Origin of the sequence: Laceyella sacchari, assembly GCF_004343255.1 — a bacterium.
Lineage (GTDB): Bacteria > Bacillota > Bacilli > Thermoactinomycetales > Thermoactinomycetaceae > Laceyella > Laceyella sacchari.
This window is the reverse complement of sequence record NZ_SMDD01000004.1, coordinates 85103-106749: the sequence shown is the minus strand read 5'-3', so window position 1 is coordinate 106749 and position 21647 is coordinate 85103. Positions and strand designations below refer to the sequence as shown.

The following is a 21647-nucleotide window of genomic DNA, read 5'->3' as shown; positions in this document are numbered from 1 at the left end:
TAGTAACGTTATTATAGCCGAATAGAAACAAAAACGTCAAATTTTCACCTATTTTTTCCTTCTCCATTTATCAAGCATCTGCCGTAACTCCCGGCTCAATCTGTCTTCCAATGTGTTTCTGACTTGGTTTTCCTCCTCTTTTCTCAATTTTTCGCTTAAATTCTTTTTGGCCACGCGAATTTCTTCCAACAATTCGCGTGACGAAATACGGTATGCCCCCTGACCAAACACCATCCGCTGTTCCAGATAGTCGGATGTAGCCACGTAGATGGCCCGATGGGGGCTTTTATTTTTTTTGACAAAGCTTTCGATGAATTCATCTGCAGTCTCATCGCGACGGGTATAATACACGAACACTTTTTCCTGGTTGGTTTTCACTCCCGCCCCCGGTTTCAGGTGCGCATCAAACACCAAATGCACCTGCCGGCCCGTCATCGCCTGATACTCGGACAGATCCCGAATCAATTTGACTCTCTCCTCTTCAAGCGACGCGGGATGCCACTTTACTTCAGGATCCGCCCCTATGACATTGTATCCGTCCACAACCAACCATTCTTCGCGCTTAACCATGGGTGCTTCGCCCACGCAACACCTCATACATAAGCACGCCAGCGGCCACAGAGGCGTTGAGGGAAGTCACTTTGCCAAGCATGGGCAACTTGACGAGAAAATCGCACTTTTTCTTGAGGAGAGAGCTCATCCCTTGTCCTTCGCTACCAATGATCAGCGCGAGGGGCATCTGATAATCAATTTGGGTATACTCAGATTTGGCCGACCCGTCACTACCAACCAGCCATAATCCCCGATCTTTAAGCTCGTCCGCTACTCGGTTGAGGTTAGTTACTTTTGCTACCGGTACATACTCGATCGCGCCTGCAGAAGTTTTGGCAACCACAGAAGTGAGACCCACCGCGCGGCGTTTTGGAATAATAACCCCATGCGCTCCGACAGCATCAGCTGTCCGCAATACCGAGCCCAGATTATGCGGATCCTCCAAACCATCCAACAAGATGAAAAAAGGCATTTCCTTTCTTTCCTCTGCCCGGCGGAACAGATCCTCCAAGCTGGCATAGCGATAAGCGGCCACTTGCGCCATAACCCCTTGATGGTTTCCCCCTTCTGATAGCTGATCCAAGCGGGCGCGGGGGACAAATTGGGTGGGGATTCCCTCGTTTTTGCTTTTCTTCAAGATTTCTTGGATGTTTCCCTTTTGAATGCCATCCGCCAGCAAGATTTTTTCCACTTCCCGTCCGGAACGAAGTGCTTCCAGTACAGCGTGCCTACCTAAAATCCAATCACTCATCTTCGGTGTGCTCCTTTTCAACAATGTCTAATATTTGACTCATCAACGTTTGAAGGCGCGTCTCTTGCTTTGAACAATACAGATAGCCCACCAACGCTTCCAAGCCCGTGCTGTGGCGGTAGTCTGTCACGCTCGCGTGTTTGGGAACGCTCCCCGACTTGGCGTTGCGGCCTCGTCGGAGAACTTCCATTTCCTCATCGGTCAGTCGAGCTTCAATCGCCCGATACACTTTCGCTTGGGCGACCGCTGAAACAAACCGCGTCGCTTCTTTTTGCAATTCGCGCGGACGCACAATGCCTTTGGCCAGCAAATGATGCCGTACATAAACTTCGTATATCGCATCCCCCATGTATGCCAGCAACAGCGGATGGATCTCCCGCGGCGATTTAGCAAGGGAAGAGGTCATGCCCAGTAACCATTCGTTCATTTCCGTTTCCACCTTACCCCTTGCGGTGTGTCCTCTAACACAATCCCACGCGCGAGCAATTGGTCGCGAATCTCATCCGCACGCTGGAAATTGCGCTCTTTTCTAGCCTGCTGGCGTTCGGCGATCAACGCTTCAATCTCCGCGTCCAGGCTTTCTTCCTCATCCAATTGAACTAAGCCCAACACCTGTTGGCCATGGATGCGGAACCAATCGAGCAATGCCATAATGGAACCTTTGGAAACCACGGCTTCCGCCACTGTTTCGTTGGCTAGTTTGACGGCTTCAAATATGACACTGATCGCATTGGCCGTGTTGAAGTCATCATTCATGGCTTCACGGAACGCCTCTGTCAACTGCTCCAAGCGATTCAACAGTTCTGTAGAGGCCTCTCCGTCCATCGCTACGGTCGCGCGGTGCTTCAGATTGTCTACCGCCGTTTGCATCCGTTCCACACTGCCTTGGGCTTGTTGCATCACCTCGTCGCTGAACACAATCGGGTTCCGATAATGCGTGGACAACAGGAAATACCGCAACGTCTTGGGATCATATTCACGGCGTAATTCAACCACTTGACGCACATTTCCAAGTGACTTCGACATTTTTTCATTTCCCATTTTCATGTAACCGTTATGCAACCAATAGTTGACAAACGTTTTTCCCGTCCACGCCTCACTCTGGGCAATCTCGTTCTCATGGTGCGGAAAGCACAAATCCGCTCCGCCAGCATGGATATCCAAGGTGTCCCCTAGGTATTTTCGGGCCATGGCCGAGCACTCGATGTGCCAACCGGGGCGTCCTTCTCCCCAAGGCGTTTGCCATCTGATTTCGCCTGGTTCCTTGGCTGCTTTCCACAACGCAAAATCCATCGGATGCTCTTTTTGCTCATTCACATCGATGCGGGCTCCCGCTTTCAGTTCATCCAACGATTGATGAGACAGTTTCCCATAGTTTTCTTTTTTGAGCGAGCGGAAGTAAACATCCCCGTCTTTGACATACGCATAACCTCGGTCGATCAGCGCCTGGATGGCTTCAATCATCTCCGGGATGTGCTCAGTTGCCCGCGGGTGGACATCCGCCCTTTCCACCCCCAAAGCATCCATGTCCTCAAAGTAAGCCTTGATATAGCGTTCAGCAATTTCTGGGACGGACAGGCCTGTCTCTTTGGAAGCATTAATCAGGCGATCATCCACATCTGTGAAGTTTTGCACGTACGTAACCCGATAGCCTGCCTGGCGCAAATAGCGGCGTACCACATCAAAGAACACAAACACGCGCGCATTGCCAATATGAATGTAGTTGTATACCGTCGGGCCGCAGACATACATCCGCACTTCGCCCTCGTGAACCGGTTTGAATTCTTCTTTACTCTTGGTCAGTGTGTTGTAAAGCCGGATGGTCATTATCTTTATTTCCTCCTTGCTCATTACGAGCAGATGATTCATCTTGTTGCCCTTGCTTCAATTTCTTTACTTCTTCTTTCAAAGCTTGAATTTCAGCCTGCATGGAACGACAAAGTTCGGCAATCGGGTCAGGCAAATTGACCTGGTCAAGATCATTTTGCACCCGAATTCCATCTTGTATCACAACCCGTCCCGGCACTCCGACGACAGTCGAGTTAGGCGGAACATCGCGCAATACCACCGAACCGGCGCCAATCTTGGCAAAACGGCCGATGCGGATCGAACCTAACACCTTGGCTCCTGAAGCGATCATCACATGATCTTCAATGGTTGGATGTCGCTTGCCTTTTTCTTTGCCGGTTCCTCCCAATGTTACCCCTTGATAGATGGTCACATAATCGCCAATTTCGCACGTTTCCCCAATAACAACCCCCATCCCATGGTCGATGAAGACGCCCCGCCCGATCTTGGCGCCCGGATGGATTTCAATCCCTGTAAAAAAGCGGCTGATTTGCGATATGGCACGGGCGATAAAAAAGAGCCGCCGTTTGAAAAACCAATGTGCCAATCGATGCGCCCAAATGGCATGAAGACCTGAATAGGTGATCACCACTTCCCATGTGCTTCTCGCTGCCGGATCCCGATCAAACACCGCTTGGACGTCCGCTTGCAATACTCTCCGCGTCTCCGCAATACGGCTAAACAACGACATCACCTGTTCCCCTCCCAAGTGTGTGTAAATAAAAAACGCCTCCGCAGCAACAATGCTGCAGAGACGGTTATGCCCGCGGTTCCACTCTGCTTGAATTCCGCAAACGCAGAATTCCCCTTCACCCTATAACGGCGGGTACCGGAACGCTCCTACATGGGCGCAATCGCCCGTTTCAGAGGTCAGCTCATGGGGCGCATTTCAGAACCGTACCGGATAGGGTTTCGCACCAGCCAACCCCTCTCTGGCATCCAGTTACGCTTCCTACTTTTCCCATTCATCGCTTTTGGCGTTAACATTATTTTGGCCGACGAGCTTAGGCCTTGTCAATCTGTTGTTGCAAACGGCTTTTCACCGTCTCAAGGCCGATCAGTGCGAGCGACTCCCGCAAGTCTGGACCGTGCACGACACCCGTGACAGCGGCGCGCACGGGCATAAACAGCTGTTTTCCTTTATGTCCCGTCTCTTTTTGCACCTGCTTGAAAATGTCTTTGAGCGTATCGGCTTCCAATGTCTCCAAAGTATCCAACTTATTTAGGAAGGAGGACAGCACCTCCGGCACATGCGGAGCCGACAGCACTTCTTTGGCTTCTTCGGTCACTTTGTACTCTTCTTGGAAGAAAAGATCAGTCAATTCCACAATTTGAGCCACGTATTCCAATTGCTCTTGATACAGAGCAACCACCCGAGTCACCCACGCCTGCTGTTCATCGGACAGAGGCAACGTGATACGGCCCGCCTTTTCCAAGTATGGCAACGCCAAGTCGACAATTCGTTCCAATGGCGCCTTTTTAATATATTGCCCATTCATCCATTTCAACTTGCCCGTGTCAAAGATAGCTGGCGCTTTGGAAACGCGTTCCAACGAAAAGCGTTCCACCAATTCTTCTTTGCTGAAGATCTCTTCTTCCCCTTCAGGAGACCAACCCAAGAGGGAGAGGAAGTTGAGAATGGCTTCCGGCAAATAGCCCAAATCCTTGTACTGATCAATGAATTGAATGATGCTTTCATCCCGTTTGCTCATTTTCTTGCCTTCTGCATTCAGAATGAGCGGGATGTGGGCGAATTGAGGCGTTTCAAAACCTAAGGCCTGATAAATCAAAACTTGTTTCGGCGTGTTGGACAAATGTTCTTCCCCACGGATGACATGGGTAATTTTCATCAGAGCATCATCCACCACAACAGCAAAATTGTAAATCGGCCGGCCATCCGGACGACGAATCACAAAATCGCCAATGCCGTCTGTTTCAAACTTCACTTTGCCACGGATCGCATCGTCGATCTCGATCACTTGCCCTTCTGGCACACGAAAGCGTACGCTCGGCACACGACCTTCAGCCTCAAACTTCGCTCGTTGTTCCGGTGTCAGATCGCGATCCCAACCACTGTATTTCGGCGCTTCACCCCGCGCCAATTGCTCTTCCCGTTCCTTGTCGATCTCTTCCTGAGTTGCATAGCTCAAATACGCTTTACCCTCAGCCAACAATTGATCAATGTACCGATTGTAGATATCCATCCGTTCCATACAACGGTAAGGTGCATACGGGCCGCCCACATCGACCGATTCGTCCCAATCGATCCCGAGCCATTTCAGCATATCCATTTGCTTCTTGTCAGCACCCGGCACATTCCGTTCTGTGTCGGTATCCTCGATGCGCACGATAAAGTCGCCGCCTTGCTGTTTAGCCAACAGATAGCTGAACAAAGCCGTCCGCGCGCCACCAATGTGCAAATGCCCCGTCGGGCTTGGAGCATATCGTGTTCGAATCTTCATCTCATCCATGACTCCTTTGCTTAAACAATATATGCGGTTTTATGCTTTGTTGACCAGACAAACGACGGCCATGGCTGCGATGCCCTCGCCTCTTCCGGTAAAACCGAGTTTTTCCGTCGTCGTCGCTTTCACATTCACTTGTTCCGGGTTCCCCTCCAGCAAAGCAGCGATCCGTTTTTGCATCGCTGGAATATGGGGAGCCATTTTTGGTTGCTGGGCAATGATGGTACAATCAACATTTCCCAGGCAATAACCCTTTTCTTTCACCAAGGACCATACCGCTTCCAACAATTTGGCGCTGTCAGCTCCTTTGTATGCGGGATCGGTGTCTGGAAAATGCTTGCCAATGTCCCCCAAAGCTAATGCGCCCAACACGGCATCCGTGATCGCATGCAACAACACATCCGCATCGGAATGCCCGATCAAACCTTTCTCATAAGGAATCTGAACCCCGCCAATGATCAAGGGCACATTTGGTCCCAATTGATGCACATCAAACCCTTGTCCGATTCGGATCATATGCTCTTTCCCCTCATTTGATATATCGCTTCTGCCACCGCCAAATCATCGGGCGTCGTCAGCTTGATATTGGTATACTCGCCTTCAACCACTCGTACATCTATCCCTAGCTCTTCCACCAACATGGCGTCATCCGTCACCGAGGCGCCAGTCTTCCGACCTTGCTCATGCGCTTCCATCAGCATGTCGGTTCGGAACGCTTGAGGTGTTTGCACAGCCCACAATCGCTTGCGGTCTGGCGTTTCCTCCACCACTCCCGCGGCATCCACCATTTTGACCGTCTCTTTCACCGGAACAGCCAATATAGCCGCACCATGCATTTTGACCACCTCCAACAGGCGAGAAATGGCCTCTCTGCTGACGAACGGCCGCACAGCATCATGAACCAACACCCATTCAGTGGAGAGCATCCGCAAGCCGTTGTACACGCTGTCTTGACGCTCACGCCCCCCCACGACGACATGCGTCACTTTCCGCAATCCCGCATCTGCAACCAGTTGACGCACACGCGCCACTTCTTCTTCTCGGACCGCAAGGACAATTTCATCCACTTCTGGGTGGGTCTCAAAGATATGTAACGTATGAATCAAGACAGGCTGTCCTTGAAAAGACAGAAATTGTTTGCTTTCCTTGGAGCCCATCCGCTTGCCAAGGCCGGCTGCGGGAATCACCACACCAACACTCAAGAGAACTATCTCCTTTCAAACACACAAATGCCCGTCTTCGGTTTAGAATAAACCAATCACGGGCCACTCGCAATCCGTTTTCATCAAGAAAAGGGGGCAATCCACCACATCGGCGCGGAGTGGCCCCCTTCTCCCCATTCATTGGATAACCCTTGATCGCCAACCCATCACCAAACCTTACAGTGCACGCTCCAATAGCTTCGGTTTGGCGAAGATCATGCGGCCGGCCGAAGTTTGCAACACACTGGTAACCAGCACATCAATGCGGTCTCCGATGTAGTCGCGACCGCCTTCGATGACGATCATGGTGCCGTCATCGAGATAAGCGACACCCTGTCCATGCTCTTTGCCATCCTTGATCACTTGAACGTTGATCTCCTCACCCGGCAACACAACTGGTTTGACAGCATTGGCCAAGTCGTTGATGTTGAGTACACTCACTCCTTGCAACTCACACACTTTGTTCAAGTTGAAATCATTGGTGACAACTTTCCCAGACAAGACTTTGGCCAACTTCACCAGCTTGCTGTCCACTTCTTGCACTTCCTCGAAGTCACCTTCATAAATCAAGACTTTCACATCAAGCTCTTTTTGGATTTTGTTGAGAATGTCCAATCCGCGCCGCCCACGATTCCTTTTCAGCACATCGGAGGAATCGGCGATGTGTTGCAATTCTTCCAAGACAAAGCTTGGGATGACCAACGTTCCTTCTAAAAAGCCAGTGCGGCAGATGTCAGCGATACGCCCATCAATGATGACACTGGTATCCAAGATTTTGTGTTCAGAAAAGTGCTTTTCATCCTTTTTATTGCGTCCTTCCCTATTTTGACGCCCAGCTGTAAAGATAGAGATAAGTTCGTCACGCTTTTTATATCCCACTCTGAATCCGAGATAGCCGAACAACCCAGAGATGATAAACGGCAATATACGATTGATGACCGGAATTGGCAATTGGGTCAGCGGCATTTGGATCAATACGGCCACGATCAAGCCGGAAACCAGACCCAACGCTCCAAAGATCCCATCGATTGCCGGAATTTTGATCAATCTCTCTTCGCTCCAGCGAATCCACTTCACTACATTGTCTGAAATCCAATACGTAGAAATGAACAAAGCCGCTGCGCCCAAGGCGGCGCCAATGTAATGTGGGGCCGGAACTTCACCGAAATTCAGAGGAGATTTTTGAAGCAACCCGAAAAACCTTTCCCCATAATAATACCCTACAGATGCACCGATCAAGGTCAAAGCCAATTGCACAAAACGTTTTAGCACGGGGCTTCACCTCCTCCCAAAACCAAAGTCCCCTACTACCATTATAGACATTCTGCGAAAATGAAAACCCAGACAAACGCAATTTCTTATGACCGTTTTGTAAACTCGGCAATAAAAAGAAAAATTAGTTCTTCTTCGCTAAAATTCCATCAATTAGTTCAAAAGCTTGTTCTTCGTCCAAATCGCGCGCCAACGCCAATTCACTGATCAGAATCTGCTTGGCATTATCCAGCATCTTGCGTTCGCCCGTGGACAACCCTTTTTCTGCATCCCTCAACATCAAGGAGTGTACCACGTCGGCCACTTCATGAATATCACCGCTTTTCATTTTGTCCAAATTGGCTCGATAGCGACGGTTCCAATTGGATGTGTCCGTGACCTCCTGATTTCTCATGCGATCAAGCACTTCGCTTACTGTGTCTTCATCGACAACTTCTCTGAGCCCGATGCTTTCGACATTGCGCATGGGAACCATCACTTTCATATCCCCAATGGGCATCCTCATCACATAGTACTTCTGTCGCTCACCCAAAATCTCCTTTTCCTCGATCGACTCGATGATACCCGCACCATGCATGGGATAAACCACTTTATCGCCAATATTGAACAAAACACCCACCTCCGAGAGGGCAATATCTATTTCCAAGATATCACAAAATTACACCCCCGTCAATAAAATAAAAAAGTTTATATTAGCACATAAATCCACATCGCGTCAATATATAAGCTCCGGAAAAGTTATTGTCTGTTTAGATGAAAAATTGACACGATTGTAGAATCGTCTATATAATAAAATTAGTGAACCCGGATTTTAGTTTCACCAATCCCCATGCGAGGTGAAGGCGATGAGTGAAGACAACCTTCATTCTTTTCAAGAGCAGGTGGCGGACCTTTTGCTTCGGCACCGCAGCTTTTTGGATGTGACATCCAAATTGCAGGAAGCGAATGCGCGCGTGGTTCGCGCTTTGATGAAAGCCGTGACCGAATGCGGTTGTATTGAAGTCAACGCTAGCCGGCAGGCTATTCCTGACGACTTGACCACATCTGACTGGAAAAACCACTTCCAAACTCACCTTTCCGGCAAGCTGTGTGATCATTGCTTGGATGTCGTCAAACACGAAATGGGTAAGCATCTTTTTTATGTGGCTGCGCTGTGCAATCTCCTGCACATCTCTATTCCCGAAGTGCTGAAGCAAGAATCGGATCATCTGTCCACACTCGGGGTTTTTCATCTTCGTTAGTCGATCTTCGCCCAAACAAACGGGTTTCGCATACCCTTGCAAGTTCGACCGTCAAATCGACGGCATAAAAAACAACCCTGCATCGCAACAGGGTTGTTTGTTGTCTATTTGAGCTCTTCGACGGGATCTTCGTTGTCTTTTCGCTTCAGTTCCAACGACTTTTTCACGCCGTATATGGCATACAACGCCAACGGCACAAACATCACTTTCGGCAATTCATGCGGGAACCGGAAAGCGGCCACCGCGATCATAATCAAAAACAGTGGTGCCAACCAAATCGCCGACTTCGGCAACCCGACTTTTTTGAACGTCGGATATTTCACTTGGCTTATCATCAAATACGACAAAAACAGCATTGCAATCATAAGCGCCACTTTGTTGGGCAACATGTCACTATACAAGGCCATCGTTGCCAGAATTCCTCCGGCAGCCGTAATAGGCAATCCGATGAAATACCCCGGCTCACCCGGATGAACATTGAAGCGCGCCAACCGCAGTGCGCCACAGATCGGGAAGATGGCCGTAACCAACCAACCCAAAGGGCCCATTTCGCTCAACGTCGTCCCGTACATGATGATCGCAGGCGCAACACCAAAAGAAATAACATCCGATAATGAGTCCAGCTCTTTTCCAAATTCGCTCTGCGTATTAAGCATGCGGGCGACCCGTCCGTCCAATCCATCCAACAGCATGCCGATTATCACCATAATGGCCGCATATTGCCAAGAATGCTGTATGGCTAAAATAATCGAGATGACACCGAGAAACAAGTTGCCAACCGTAAAACAACTGGGCAACGCCTTCGCAAACATAAGGGAACCTCCTAACAAGTGTCAACGGGTGGTTATGAGCCCATCCCACTTCCCTGTTTTCGTTCAATTTGCTTTAGTGGTTACATTCTAGGTTATTTAGATATGTCTGTCAATAAACACCTGTTCCTGAATCCGCTTCAATCCTTCTTTAATCGTGCGAGCTCGCACATGCCCAATGCCTTCCACATCATCCAATTCCTCTATGGTCGCCATCATAATCCGCGACAGGTTTTCAAAGCGCGAAACCAACTTGAAAATGATGTTGGATGGCAAGCGCGGAATTTTGTTGAGAATGCGGTATCCTTTCGGCGAAACAGATTCTTCCTGGATATTCACATTGCCCACGTACCCCAACAACCGCACCAGAAGGGAGTGCTCCAACAACTCATCGGCGGACAGCTTTTGCAGTTCGCAGAAGACCGTTTGTGGTTCAATATCGGGATTCAGACAGTAATCCCTGATCAACAGCTCCGCCTCCTCCTCCACATCAGCCACAAGTTCCTCCAGCTGCATGCTGATGAGTCGACCTTCCGTCCCCAACTCATGAATGTACGTTTCAATCTCCCGCTTAATGCGCAAAACCATCTCCACCCGTTGTAGCACGAGTGCCACTTCACTTAGGGTAACCAATTCCTCAAATTCCAACGCAGTCAAATTGGTTGTTGTTTGATCCAAGACGGATTTATATTTCTCCAGTGTCTGCACCGCTTGGTTCGCTTTGGTAAGGATCACACCAATATCTTTCAATGCGTACCGAAAATGCCCTTTGTACAATGTAATGATATTCCTGCGCTGAGAAATGGACACAACCAATTTACCGGTTTGCTTTGCCGTTCTCTGAGCCGTCCGGTGACGGATTCCCGTCTCAGTTGAAGGAATGTCCGAGCTGGGTACCAACTGGGCATTGGCATACAATATCCGTTTCCCGTCATTGCTTAAGATGATGGCGCCGTCCATTTTGGCGAGTTCGTACAGAAAAGCCGGCGTAAACGGGCAATCAATGTGAAATCCTCCATCCACGATTTCCCGGACGCTATCGTCATAGCCAATCACAATCAATGCACCTGTTTTGGCGCCCAGCACATTGTCCAACCCTTCGCGCAATGTGGTGCCCGGAGCGATTAAGCGTAACATCTCACTGGAACTTGTTTCTTTTTGCTCGTCTTTCACTCATTACCCCCCCAACGCCACACGCAATGCTTCTTCTAATGTATGCACCCCTATCAGTTCCACCCCTTCCGGCGGCGTCCAACCCCGCCGGTTCTTCTCCGGAATGACGACACGCCGAAATCCCATATTTGCCGCTTCCGCCACCCGCTGTTCAATGCGCGAAACGCCACGCACTTCCCCTGTCAGCCCTACCTCGCCGATGAACAAATCGTGCGCGGATGTAGAAACATCGCGAAAGCTTGACGCCAAGCTGATGGCCATGGCCAAATCGACAGCTGGTTCATCCAACCGTACTCCGCCGACCACATTGATATAGGCATCCTGATTTTGCAGGAAAAAGCCGAGCCGTTTCTCCAACACCGCCATAATCATGGTGACGCGGTTGTGATCAACCCCGGTTGCCATTCGTTTAGGCGTAGCAAAACTTGTAGGTGCGACCAAGGCCTGTAACTCAATCAAAACCGGCCGCGTTCCCTCGATACTTGCGGCCACAGCGGTACCAGGAGCGCCCACGGGCCTTCCCGACAAAAACATCTCTGAAGGATTATCCACTTCTGCCAATCCGCTTTCCTTCATTTCAAATACGCCGATTTCATTGGTCGATCCAAACCGGTTTTTGACTGCTCTGAGCACCCGGTACGTATGGTGGCGCTCCCCTTCAAAATACAAAACGCAATCCACCATGTGCTCCAACATCCTCGGCCCAGCGATCGCCCCCGCTTTGGTCACATGACCCACGATGATGATCGCCATGCCTCTGTCCTTGGCCCAACGCATCAGCGTGCCGGTGCATTCCCGCACTTGGGCAACGCTCCCTGGTGCAGACATCACTTCCGGATGAAACACCGTTTGAATGGAGTCAACCACCATTAATTTTGGGTTATTTTCATCCATCAGGCTTTCGATCGCAGTCAAATTGGTTTCGGAAGCCACCAATAAGTTCTCGCTCAACGCTCCAAGCCGATCGGCACGAATGCGGATCTGCTCCGTCGATTCTTCTCCCGATACATATAAGATGGGCAACCCGCGCTTGGCTAATTCATGTGACGCTTGCAGAAGCAGCGTCGATTTCCCGATTCCCGGGTCACCTCCGACCAAAATAAAAGAACCCGGCACCAAGCCTCCGCCCAAAACGCGGTTCAATTCCTTGATGCCCGTGTCGGAACGCGGCTGATCCAGCTTCTCCACTTGCGTAATCGGCGTCGCTTTTTCATGTTTGTCACGGATTTTCAACCCCGTGCCCGGAATGATGGCCGCTTTGCTATCCATCTCTTCCACCATGGCATTCCAGGTTCCGCATCCTGGGCAACGCCCCATCCATTTGGCCGATTCATATCCGCATTCCTGGCACACAAACTTGGTCTTTTTTTTCGCCACAGCTCGTCCCCTACTCACTTCTATTATATTTACTCCTCATTATAACAAATATCTTGACAAAAACATCATGTTACAAATCTGTTTTTTAACCTTCCTCATTTTAAAATAGGCTTTGTTTTCCCACGGCATCAACAAGGTCATTTGAATTTTTCATGATGTTTTATATTCTTTTGATGACAAATCCAACGGAAAAACCACTCACCGTCCCGTAGGCAGTGAGTGGTCGTCTGATTATTGTGCCGCGCCTTTGGTGGTCTCTTCCTTTTCAACCACCAACTGTCCATCTCTGTAGTCGATCAGCACCGACTCGCCTCGAGAAATGTTGCCGCGCAGCAGTTCTTCAGAGAGGCGGTCTTCAATGTGCTTCTGGATGGCGCGACGGAGCGGCCGAGCACCGTAAGTTGGGTCAAACCCTTCTTTGGCCAAATGTTTTTTCGCGCTGTCTGTGAGTCGGAAATCAATCTCTTGCTCTCTCAGTCTTCTTCTGAGCTCTTCAGCCATTAACGACACGATTTCCTCCAAATGCTCTTCCCGTAGCGAATGGAAGACAATCAGATCGTCAATGCGGTTCAGGAATTCAGGACGGAATGATTTTTTCAGCTCTTCCATCACGTTTTGCTTCATTTGCTCATAGTCATCTTTGGCTGTATCACCAACAGTGAAGCCCAACCGTCCGCTCTTCTTGATCGTGGAAGCACCTGCGTTAGAGGTCATAATGATGATGGTGTTGCGGAAGTCGACCGTCCGCCCTTTGCCGTCGGTCAGTCGTCCATCTTCCAACACTTGCAACAAAATATTAAACACTTCAGGGTGCGCTTTCTCCACCTCATCGAAGAGAACAACAGAATAAGGCTTGCGGCGCACTTTCTCCGTCAACTGCCCGCCTTCTTCATATCCCACATATCCTGGCGGGGAACCGACCAAGCGGCTGGTGGAGTGTTTCTCCATGTATTCGGACATGTCAATTCGAATCATCGCATCTTCATCACCGAACATCGCTTCTGCCAGTGCACGAGCCAACTCGGTTTTCCCTACCCCCGTCGGGCCGAGGAAAATGAATGATCCGATCGGGCGCTTGGGATCCTTCAGCCCCGCCCGAGCGCGGCGGATAGCACGTGCAACAGATTTCACCGCTTCTTCTTGCCCGATGACGCGGTTATGCAGAATCTCCTCCATGTTCAATAACCGTTCTGACTCTTCCTGTGCCAGCTTTTTGACCGGAATCCCCGTCCAGTTGGACACCACATCGGCGATATCTTCGGCGGTGACTTCGGAATCCGTCTTCCCTTGGTCTTGCTTCCAATTGTTGCGGGTCACTTCAATTTCTTCCCGCAGTTTTTGTTCGGTGTCTCTAAGTGAAGCCGCCTTTTCAAACTCTTGGCTTTGCACAGCCGCATCTTTTTCTTTCTTAATTTCCTCTAAGCTCTGCTCCAGCTTTTTCAATTCAGGTGGAACCATATATGATTTGAGGCGCACTTTGGACGCTGCTTCGTCGATCAAGTCAATCGCTTTATCAGGCAGATACCGATCCGTAATGTAACGGTCCGACAACTTCACCGCTTGTTCAATCGCTTCATCCGTGATTTTCACGCGATGGTGTGCTTCATAGCGGTCACGCAGCCCCTGCAAAATCAAGAAAGCCTCTTCAATGCTCGGCTCATCCACCAAGATCGGTTGGAAACGGCGCTCCAAAGCCGCATCTTTTTCAATGTATTTGCGATACTCATCCAAGGTGGTTGCCCCGATGCATTGCAATTCTCCGCGAGCCAGCGCCGGCTTCAGGATGTTGGACGCATCAATGGCGCCTTCTGCCCCACCTGCACCAATCAAGGTATGCAGCTCGTCGATAAAGAGAATGATATTTCCCGCTTGCCGAATCTCATCCATAATCTTTTTCAGCCGATCCTCAAATTCGCCGCGGTATTTGGTTCCGGCTACCACCGTACCCATATCCAGTGTCATCACGCGTTTGCCGCGCAAGGTCTCCGGAATCTCCCCATCGACGATGCGTTGCGCCAGCCCTTCGGCTACCGCCGTCTTACCAACACCCGGTTCCCCGATTAACACCGGATTGTTTTTGGTTCGACGGGACAAGACTTGAATCACCCGCTCAATTTCTTTGCTGCGGCCAATGACAGGATCGAGATTGCCATCACGGGCCGCCGCAGTCAAATCACGAGCCAAACCGTCCAGCGTTGGAGTGTTTACATGATTGTTGGCACCTGGGTGATTGGACAACGCCTCACTTGAGCCCAGCAATTGCAACACTTGTTGGCGCGCTTTGTTTAAGCTCACTCCCAAGTTGTTCAACACCCGGGCCGCCACCCCTTCCCCTTCGCGGATTAAGCCGAGGAGAATGTGCTCCGTCCCCACGTAGGTATGACCCAACTTGCGCGCTTCATCCATCGAGAGTTCAATTACTTTCTTAGCGCGAGGAGTGTAAGCGATGTTGCTTGGTTGATTTTGGCCGCGGCCGATCAGGTTCTCTACCTCTTTGGATATTTTCTCCAAGCCCAATCCAAGAGCGACCAATGCTTTGGCGGCGATGCCTTCACCCTCTCGAACCAGGCCCAACAGGATATGTTCGGTACCAATGTTATTATGACCGAGACGAACTGCCTCTTCTTGCGCTAACGCCAACACCTTCTGCGCACGCTCCGTAAATCGACCAAACATCATAGTTAACACCTCACCTTTACTAGTCGTTCTTAGCGAACGTTTTTTGTGAGCGAGAGTCTGACGTACTCCGCCAAGCGGAGTTTCTTATCCCGTTCTTAGCGAACGTTTTTTGTGAGCGAGAGTCTGACGTACTCCACTGGGCGGAGTATCCCATTCCATGCTTAGCGAATGTTCTTCTATGTGTACGAATAATTACTCTTTCGTTTGCTCCATGGCCAACCGCTCCCGGATCAGCCGTGCGCGCCGGATGTCCCGTTGTTCGGGATTGAGCCGTTGGTTCGCGTAACTTTGCAAGAACCCCGGCTGTGTCATCACCATCAACTCATTCATCACATTGGCTGACACACCGAGGATCAAGCCCATGTCCACACCCAACCGCACATCGGACAAGCGTTTCATCGCCTCATTGGAATCAATAATCCGCGCATGAGCCAAGATCCCGTAAGATCGATGTACCCGGTCTTCCAATTGGGTCAGGGACATCTCTTGCAGTCTCCGTCTTGCTATTTGCTCATGTTCGATCATCTGTCGGACAACTCCTTGCAAGTTATCCAAAATCTCTTCTTCCGATTGTCCCAAGGTGACTTGGTTGGAAACTTGGTAGAGCTGCCCCAACGCTTCACTGCCTTCGCCGTAAATTCCACGCACGGCCAAACCCACCTGGGTGATAGCTGGAATCAGCCGGTTCAACTGTTGGGTCATGGCCAACGCCGGCAAATGAACCATGACCGACGCCCGAATTCCTGTGCCGACATTGGTCGGACAACTGGTCAAATACCCGTATCCACCTTCAAACGCGTATGTGAGGTATTTCTCCAACCAATTGTCGATCTGGCTGGCCAGTTCCCAAGCATTTTCCAACTGCAAGCCGGGGAACAACACTTGAATCCGGATGTGGTCTTCTTCATTAATCATAATGCTCACCGATTCGTCCTGGCTCAACAACACCGCGCCGTGTCGTGATTCCTCCGCCAACATCGGACTGATCAAATGCTTCTCGACCAACACACGTTTTTCTAAATCAGTGAGGTCAGACATGCGAATCAATTCCGCGTCTTTGAGAACTGCCAACCGGTCTTTATCATTCTTCCAGGCTTCTTCCACTCTGCGCACCACTTCTTCGGCTTGCGACTGGGTACTCAACAGAGGAAACGGCAAGCCTTCCAAGTTGCGGGCGATGCGCACGCGGCTAGAGAACACAATATCCGACTGCGGTCCTTTGACGCGCATCCATTCACTGATCGCATTTTGCATAAAATGTTCAAGCGACATGCGAATCACCCCTATTTTTCCAATTGCTCTTGCAATGAACGGATTTGGTCGCGCAGGCGGGCGGCTTCTTCAAATTCTTCCGTTTCAATCTTAGCCGCCAGCTCAGCTTTCAACTGTTCCAATTCCTTTTTCAGCTTTAATTCCCCTTGCGCACGCTCCGGAATTTTCCCACGGTGCGTGGAATGTCCATGCACCCTTCTCAACAGGGGGTCAAGCCGCTCTCGAAACGTCTTGTAACAGTCACCACAACCGAAACGGCCGATTTTGCTGAACTGATTATACGTCAACCCACAAGTATTGCATCGCAATGTTTGCGGTTTATATGCTTCTTGAGGAGAGGAGTTAAAATTGAGCAACCCAGACAGCAGTTGATGGAAAGAAAATCCATGTTCAAATCCAGGCATGACTTCGCCTTTTTCTTGGGCACACACTTCGCACAGATGGAATTCCGTTTTTTCCCCATTCACGATCTTCGTGTAATGAAGTGTGGCCGGCCGTTTTCCGCACTCGGGACAGAGCATCGGCCGTCACTCTCCTTTGCTTGTAAATAATGTTGAGATAAGGATTCGCATCATCCGCGCACGCATCTGGTCGCGCAACGGAATCGGCAATTGCAACGTTTCCCGGGAAATCAGGCGTTGCATCAACACCGCTTCCCTTTTCGTCATTAACTTCTCTTCAACCAACCGAATGATCACGTGTTCCGCCGTCAGTTGCGGAACGGCCTCACCAATCTGATCGAGCATCTCTTCAAACACTTCACGGCGATTTTGGAAACGAACCTTTTGAATGCGGATATAACCGCCTCCACCCCTTTTACTTTCCACAATATACCCTTTTTCCACCGTAAAGCGGGTGCTGATGACGTAATTGATTTGTGACGGAACGCATTGGAAAATATCAGCCAATTCGCTTCGTTTTACCTCGATGACGCCTGTCTCGCTCTCATTCAGTATTTTCTTCAGATACCGTTCAATAATGTCCGAAATACTGTTCATTCGGACAACCTCCTGCTGACTTTGACTAACTTTGACCTTATGCTTAAATTATAGATAAAAATGCCCACATTGCCAATACCCTTCTGTGGTTATTTTGAACCAAAAACACCATATTCATTACCTCCTGTTCGCTTGTTAGGAGAGGAATTCCACAGCGCTGTGTGGTCGGGGGAGCGGATTCCCCATACTAGCCGCTCTCCCTCAGTCTGCCCGCACGCTCTTCACTCCCTCAATCTTGGTGATCTCATCAATCAGCTCGGTCAGCGTCGTCTTTTGCGGCAATCGGACGGTGAGAGCAATTTCCAGCATGCCCGACATCTCCTCATCTTCTTCCACATTCACTTTGCGTACACTTCCACCCTTCTCCGAGATCAATGTGAAGAGTTGTCCCAACTTCCCCTGTTCATCCTTTACATGGATATGAAGCAAACAGAGATGACGTTTGCGAATCAAAATTTTCTCCATCCTGGTCAATAACTCCAAGCTGACCAAGGCAAAAACCGTGGTCAACACAGCCCCGAACATAAATCCCGCCCCTACCGCCAGGCCGACGCCGGAGACCACCCACAAAGACGCCGCCGTCGTAAGTCCCGATACAGAGGCACGATGTCGCAAGATGGTTCCTGCACCCAAAAACCCGATCCCGCTCACCACTTGTGCACTTAAACGTGCGGGGTCAAACCGCACTTGTTCTTCATCCATGTAATCGGTAAACCCGTAAATGGAAATCAACATGATGAGCGCCGACCCCAGACTCACCAGAATATGTGTCCGAAAACCGGCTGGGTGATTGTGCCGCTCCCGCTCCCAACCGACAAGCCCTCCCAACAGTCCAGCCATAAACAGGCGCCACGCGATGTCCCAGTATGGAATCACCCACAATTGCCCCATGGCATCCTCTCTCCTCTTCACTGTGATGATTCAACTGCCGGATGCCAGACGGCCGCTTGGCCGCCGGCAACATCTTTCCCCGTTTATCCTAGCCTGTTCCTGTGCAATTCATAACGAAAACGTAAGTCAACGTCCATCAACCAACCAGGCATCTTATAAACGGTTGACTAACGACGGGAGTTCGGAAAACGTTGACAGGATCATGTCAGCCCCCTGCAACTCTTCCTCCCCTCCAAACTGCGGAAAGCCGGTATATCGGCAACCGATGACAACCAAGCCGTTTTCCAAGCCTGCCCGCACATCGGATTGTCGGTCCCCAACCATGTACCCTTGTGTAATTCCATGAGTTTCTTTACAAATCCGAACCAAGTCCACTTTGGTTTCCGTTTCATAGTCTCCTGCTGTATAAATTCCCTTAAATAAAGAAATTAATCCTTTAGAACTTAAAGCACCACGCACATATGGGCCCACGCCGTTGCTGGCGATGAATAAAGACCACCCTTGATCAATCAACTGGGGTAGCGTTTCTTCTACTCCTGGATAACATTGGCCCACCCCCTGCTCAAACAACTCCAACTCTTTGGCCAACATCAACTGATCAGCGGTGTGGCGAACCTCTTCACTCGCTTCAGGCAACAAGGTTTCCCACAGTTCCTCATGTGTCATGCCAAACACTGATTGAATTTTTTCATCCGAGGGAATCTCCCCATCATACAGCCCTTCCTTGCGCAACTGGACAAATGTTTCCCGAAAGGCGGGCACCCCCACTTTTTCTGTTTGAAACAAGGTGCCATCCAAATCAAAAATGATTGCTTTCATATTATCTCCTCTTTCCGTTTTCGCATTAGTTGTGACCCAAGTGATGGGAAGCCCACTAAAACACCATCCCTATAAAAAGGACTACTTAGAGCATGCCCCCTGCACGTTTATATTTTATAGCCAAATTCCCATGAAAACATGAAAGATCGGCTTCACAACGAAGGAATAAAGCGGGGCAACCCTTAGAACGGTTGGGTTGCCCGTTACAAGCCTATTACCTGCGATAAATACAATTGACAAAACTGTGACGAAAATATAAAATTTAAAATACTGAAACACCCTTTGGGAAAGAAGTCGTCCTCCATGAATAAGCTTCTTCTCATGCTTACTGGCACAGCTTTGCTTTGGGACGCTTCAATGCGGTTTCCATTGCAGGCTACTCCCCCCTGGACGGCTTCCATGAACAAAGGTGTGTTTTTCCCCATTCTCAACTTTACAACCACATGCCATGGGCGAGTTTCGCCGATGGTTTTTTATTTTCTTATCCTCAGTCCTCCCCATCTTTTCCCTTCAGGTCATTTCGTCCCTTTTTGTTTACAGATTGCTAGGCCTACGTCATGATAGATTAAGAAATAGTACCGAACGTTAATTTCCAGATTGGGAAAACGGTGGGCGTATCTGGTGAATCAAGTTGATATGGAAGAAGCGGCGGAAAAACTTTTCTCGATAAGCGCCGATGCACAAGTGAAGCGAATGAGAAAATGGTTTTGGAGCCACTGGCCTATTCATCAGACACCCCCTGGAATCGCCCTACCCTTTGCCACAGATGGACATGCTATAAAACGGAGTGGTAACGTTGCGATACAAACAAATTAAATGGTTGATTCTCACCATCCCGACTGTCGTGGTTGGGGTGTGGGAATACGTGCGACACGAGTTTCTCTTGCCGTACATCTCCATGGATGCGGGCAACATACTGACGCCTGTCATCGTATTTTTGGTCACTATCACACTATTGTTGCACCTGTTTTTAGTGTATGAAAAAATGCAGGAGGATCTGAAAAAAGAACGGGCGGAAAAAGCCGTGTTGCAAGAAAGAGAACGGATCGCCAGGGAATTGCACGACGGCATCGCGCAAACCCTATTCTTGTGCTCGGTACAATTGGATCGGCTCAAACTGAAATACAACGATGGGGAACTAAATCAGGTGCACAAGCACTTGCGTCTCATCCACGACGATGTGCGCCAATCCATCTACAACCTCAAACACTCTTCCAGTGAAGCCTCCCATGTGTGGCATGAGCGGTTGGTTCACTGGCTCGATCAGTATCAGCTTGACACGGGCCTCCGCTTGGAAGCCCATATCGACTTGAAGGAAGAGCAATTAACCCCTCGTGAAAAAGTGGAGCTGTTCCACTGTATTCAGGAAGCCCTGACTAACGTCCGCAAACATGCGGAAGCCGAACACGTCTCCTTGCGGTTGGAACCCCGTCCGTCTGGATGGGCGTTAACAGTGGTTGATGATGGCAAAGGTTTTACTGATGACCCTTTTCAACATCATGACCGCTTCGGTTTGAAGATCATGCAGGAACGAGCCCACAACATGAAGGCTGATTTCAGCATCACACGGGAACATGGCAAAACGAAACTCCAAATCATTTCAGCAGGAGGGGATTTGAGTGGCTGAGCCTTGCCGGATTCTCATTGGAGACGACCACAAACATGCCCGCCAGGCCATGCGGATGATCATCGAGCAAGACCCTTTTTTTGAATTGGTGGGGGAAGCACAAGACGGTTATGAAGTGGTGAGGTTGGCAGCTGAGTTGATGCCCGATATGGTGTTGATGGACATCAACATGCCGGGACTGAGCGGCCTGGAAGCGACGCGGTTGATCAAGGAAGCATATCCCTCCATCAAAATCGTGATGGTCACGGTATCTGATGATGCGTCTGATCTGTTTGAGGCACTGAAAAAAGGGGCACAGGGTTACCTATTGAAGAACTTGAATCCTTCGATTTGGCTCACCTATTTACGATCCATCGTGGCCGATGAGGCACCGATGCCCAAAGAAATCGCCAGCCGGATTTTGCATGAATTTACCCCCTCTCCAACCAAGGCTCCCGCTTCCACAAACTTAACCAGCCGTGAACAAGAGATTCTCACCCATGTGGCCAAAGGATTGAGCAACCGTGAAATTGCGGCTGCCTGCACAATCTCGGAGTATACAGTGAAAAACCATTTAAAAAATATCATGCAGAAATTGCATTTGCACAACCGGGTGCAATTGGCCCGCTTCGCCGTTGAACAAGGATGGGTTTCCCAACGGTTTCAGGGAGATCGTGATGAAAAATAGCCCG

General features: G+C 49.8%; 23 protein-coding genes and 1 other annotated feature. Of the genes, 4 read left to right on the top strand and 19 right to left on the bottom strand.

Annotated elements, in window-relative coordinates:
- Positions 1-48 precede the first annotated feature (48 nt).
- From EDC32_RS14185 to EDC32_RS14140, 10 genes are all read right to left on the bottom strand, one after another.
- Positions 49-585, bottom strand: a complete 537-nt coding sequence (locus EDC32_RS14185) for an NYN domain-containing protein (RefSeq protein WP_022738841.1) — start codon at positions 583-585, stop codon at positions 49-51.
- Complete coding sequence (rlmB, locus tag EDC32_RS14180) at positions 563-1303, bottom strand: 23S rRNA (guanosine(2251)-2'-O)-methyltransferase RlmB (RefSeq protein ID WP_132223220.1); 741 nt, start codon at positions 1301-1303, stop codon at positions 563-565. Before rlmB ends, EDC32_RS14185 begins: the two co-directional genes overlap by 23 nt.
- Positions 1296-1730 (bottom strand): Mini-ribonuclease 3, encoded by a 435-nt coding sequence (locus EDC32_RS14175; RefSeq protein WP_022738838.1) that lies wholly within the window; start codon positions 1728-1730, stop codon positions 1296-1298. Before EDC32_RS14175 ends, rlmB begins: the two co-directional genes overlap by 8 nt.
- Positions 1727-3133: a cysteine--tRNA ligase gene (gene cysS, locus EDC32_RS14170; protein ID WP_132223286.1), complete on the bottom strand. Its 1407-nt coding sequence runs from the start codon at positions 3131-3133 to the stop codon at positions 1727-1729. Before cysS ends, EDC32_RS14175 begins: the two co-directional genes overlap by 4 nt.
- Positions 3093-3842: a serine O-acetyltransferase gene (cysE, locus tag EDC32_RS14165; protein WP_083464836.1), complete on the bottom strand. Its 750-nt coding sequence runs from the start codon at positions 3840-3842 to the stop codon at positions 3093-3095. The genes cysS and cysE overlap by 41 nt, the downstream gene beginning before the upstream one ends.
- 56 nt (positions 3843-3898) lie before the next feature.
- Positions 3899-4129 (bottom strand) — a binding site (T-box leader).
- Between the two features lie 26 nt (positions 4130-4155).
- Positions 4156-5613: a glutamate--tRNA ligase gene (gene gltX, locus EDC32_RS14160; RefSeq protein ID WP_281275234.1), complete on the bottom strand. Its 1458-nt coding sequence runs from the start codon at positions 5611-5613 to the stop codon at positions 4156-4158.
- A 39-nt stretch (positions 5614-5652) separates the two neighbouring features.
- Positions 5653-6132, bottom strand: a complete 480-nt coding sequence (ispF, locus tag EDC32_RS14155; RefSeq protein WP_132223214.1) for a 2-C-methyl-D-erythritol 2,4-cyclodiphosphate synthase — start codon at positions 6130-6132, stop codon at positions 5653-5655.
- Complete coding sequence (gene ispD / locus EDC32_RS14150) at positions 6129-6818, bottom strand: 2-C-methyl-D-erythritol 4-phosphate cytidylyltransferase (RefSeq protein ID WP_246026961.1); 690 nt, start codon at positions 6816-6818, stop codon at positions 6129-6131. The genes ispF and ispD overlap by 4 nt, the downstream gene beginning before the upstream one ends.
- 177 nt (positions 6819-6995) lie before the next feature.
- A complete protein-coding gene (locus EDC32_RS14145) occupies positions 6996-8090 on the bottom strand; it encodes a PIN/TRAM domain-containing protein (protein WP_102991313.1) in 1095 nt (364 codons plus the stop codon).
- A 124-nt stretch (positions 8091-8214) separates the two neighbouring features.
- Entirely contained in the window at positions 8215-8709 is a 495-nt protein-coding gene (locus tag EDC32_RS14140; RefSeq protein WP_259436708.1) for a CarD family transcriptional regulator, read from the bottom strand.
- 226 nt (positions 8710-8935) lie between these two features.
- Between EDC32_RS14140 and EDC32_RS14135 the strand changes: the two genes are divergently transcribed.
- Positions 8936-9331 (top strand): DUF1573 domain-containing protein, encoded by a 396-nt coding sequence (locus EDC32_RS14135; protein ID WP_132223211.1) that lies wholly within the window; start codon positions 8936-8938, stop codon positions 9329-9331.
- Positions 9332-9435: 104 nt separating this feature from the next.
- Here the strand turns inward: EDC32_RS14135 and pssA are convergent, their stop codons facing one another.
- From pssA to EDC32_RS14090, 9 genes are all read right to left on the bottom strand, one after another.
- Positions 9436-10143, bottom strand: a complete 708-nt coding sequence (gene pssA / locus EDC32_RS14130; RefSeq protein ID WP_022738828.1) for a CDP-diacylglycerol--serine O-phosphatidyltransferase — start codon at positions 10141-10143, stop codon at positions 9436-9438.
- A 96-nt stretch (positions 10144-10239) separates the two neighbouring features.
- Positions 10240-11313, bottom strand: coding sequence for a DNA integrity scanning diadenylate cyclase DisA (gene disA, locus EDC32_RS14125; RefSeq protein WP_132223208.1), 1074 nt, complete (start codon positions 11311-11313; stop codon positions 10240-10242).
- 3 nt (positions 11314-11316) lie between these two features.
- A complete protein-coding gene (gene radA, locus EDC32_RS14120) occupies positions 11317-12690 on the bottom strand; it encodes a DNA repair protein RadA (protein ID WP_132223205.1) in 1374 nt (457 codons plus the stop codon).
- 231 nt (positions 12691-12921) lie between these two features.
- Positions 12922-15369 carry an ATP-dependent Clp protease ATP-binding subunit gene (locus EDC32_RS14115; protein ID WP_022738824.1) on the bottom strand — a complete coding sequence of 816 codons (2448 nt, stop codon included), beginning with the start codon at positions 15367-15369 and terminating at the stop codon, positions 12922-12924.
- Positions 15370-15561: 192 nt separating this feature from the next.
- Positions 15562-16641: a protein-arginine kinase McsB gene (gene mcsB, locus EDC32_RS14110; protein WP_022738823.1), complete on the bottom strand. Its 1080-nt coding sequence runs from the start codon at positions 16639-16641 to the stop codon at positions 15562-15564.
- 11 nt (positions 16642-16652) lie between these two features.
- The gene (mcsA, locus tag EDC32_RS14105) at positions 16653-17162 is read right to left on the bottom strand and encodes a protein-arginine kinase activator protein McsA (RefSeq protein WP_022738821.1); all 510 of its coding nucleotides are present in this window, start codon (positions 17160-17162) and stop codon (positions 16653-16655) included.
- Between the two features lie 6 nt (positions 17163-17168).
- Entirely contained in the window at positions 17169-17639 is a 471-nt protein-coding gene (locus tag EDC32_RS14100) for a CtsR family transcriptional regulator (RefSeq protein ID WP_022738820.1), read from the bottom strand.
- Positions 17640-17840: 201 nt separating this feature from the next.
- Positions 17841-18530: an MgtC/SapB family protein gene (locus tag EDC32_RS14095; protein ID WP_022738819.1), complete on the bottom strand. Its 690-nt coding sequence runs from the start codon at positions 18528-18530 to the stop codon at positions 17841-17843.
- 153 nt (positions 18531-18683) lie between these two features.
- Entirely contained in the window at positions 18684-19349 is a 666-nt protein-coding gene (locus EDC32_RS14090; protein WP_054095554.1) for an HAD family hydrolase, read from the bottom strand.
- 621 nt (positions 19350-19970) lie between these two features.
- On the opposite strand from EDC32_RS14090, the gene EDC32_RS14085 reads away from it, so the two are divergent.
- Genes EDC32_RS14085 through EDC32_RS14075 form a run of 3 tightly spaced genes read left to right on the top strand, consistent with a single transcriptional unit; the run spans position 19971 to position 21643 of the window.
- Positions 19971-20165, top strand: coding sequence for a hypothetical protein (locus EDC32_RS14085; protein ID WP_132223202.1), 195 nt, complete (start codon positions 19971-19973; stop codon positions 20163-20165).
- On the top strand, positions 20146-20976 hold the full coding sequence (locus EDC32_RS14080) for a sensor histidine kinase (protein ID WP_132223199.1): 831 nt from the start codon (positions 20146-20148) through the stop codon (positions 20974-20976). The genes EDC32_RS14085 and EDC32_RS14080 overlap by 20 nt, the downstream gene beginning before the upstream one ends.
- On the top strand, positions 20969-21643 hold the full coding sequence (locus EDC32_RS14075) for a response regulator (RefSeq protein ID WP_132223196.1): 675 nt from the start codon (positions 20969-20971) through the stop codon (positions 21641-21643). The genes EDC32_RS14080 and EDC32_RS14075 overlap by 8 nt, the downstream gene beginning before the upstream one ends.
- Positions 21644-21647: the final 4 nt, after the last annotated feature.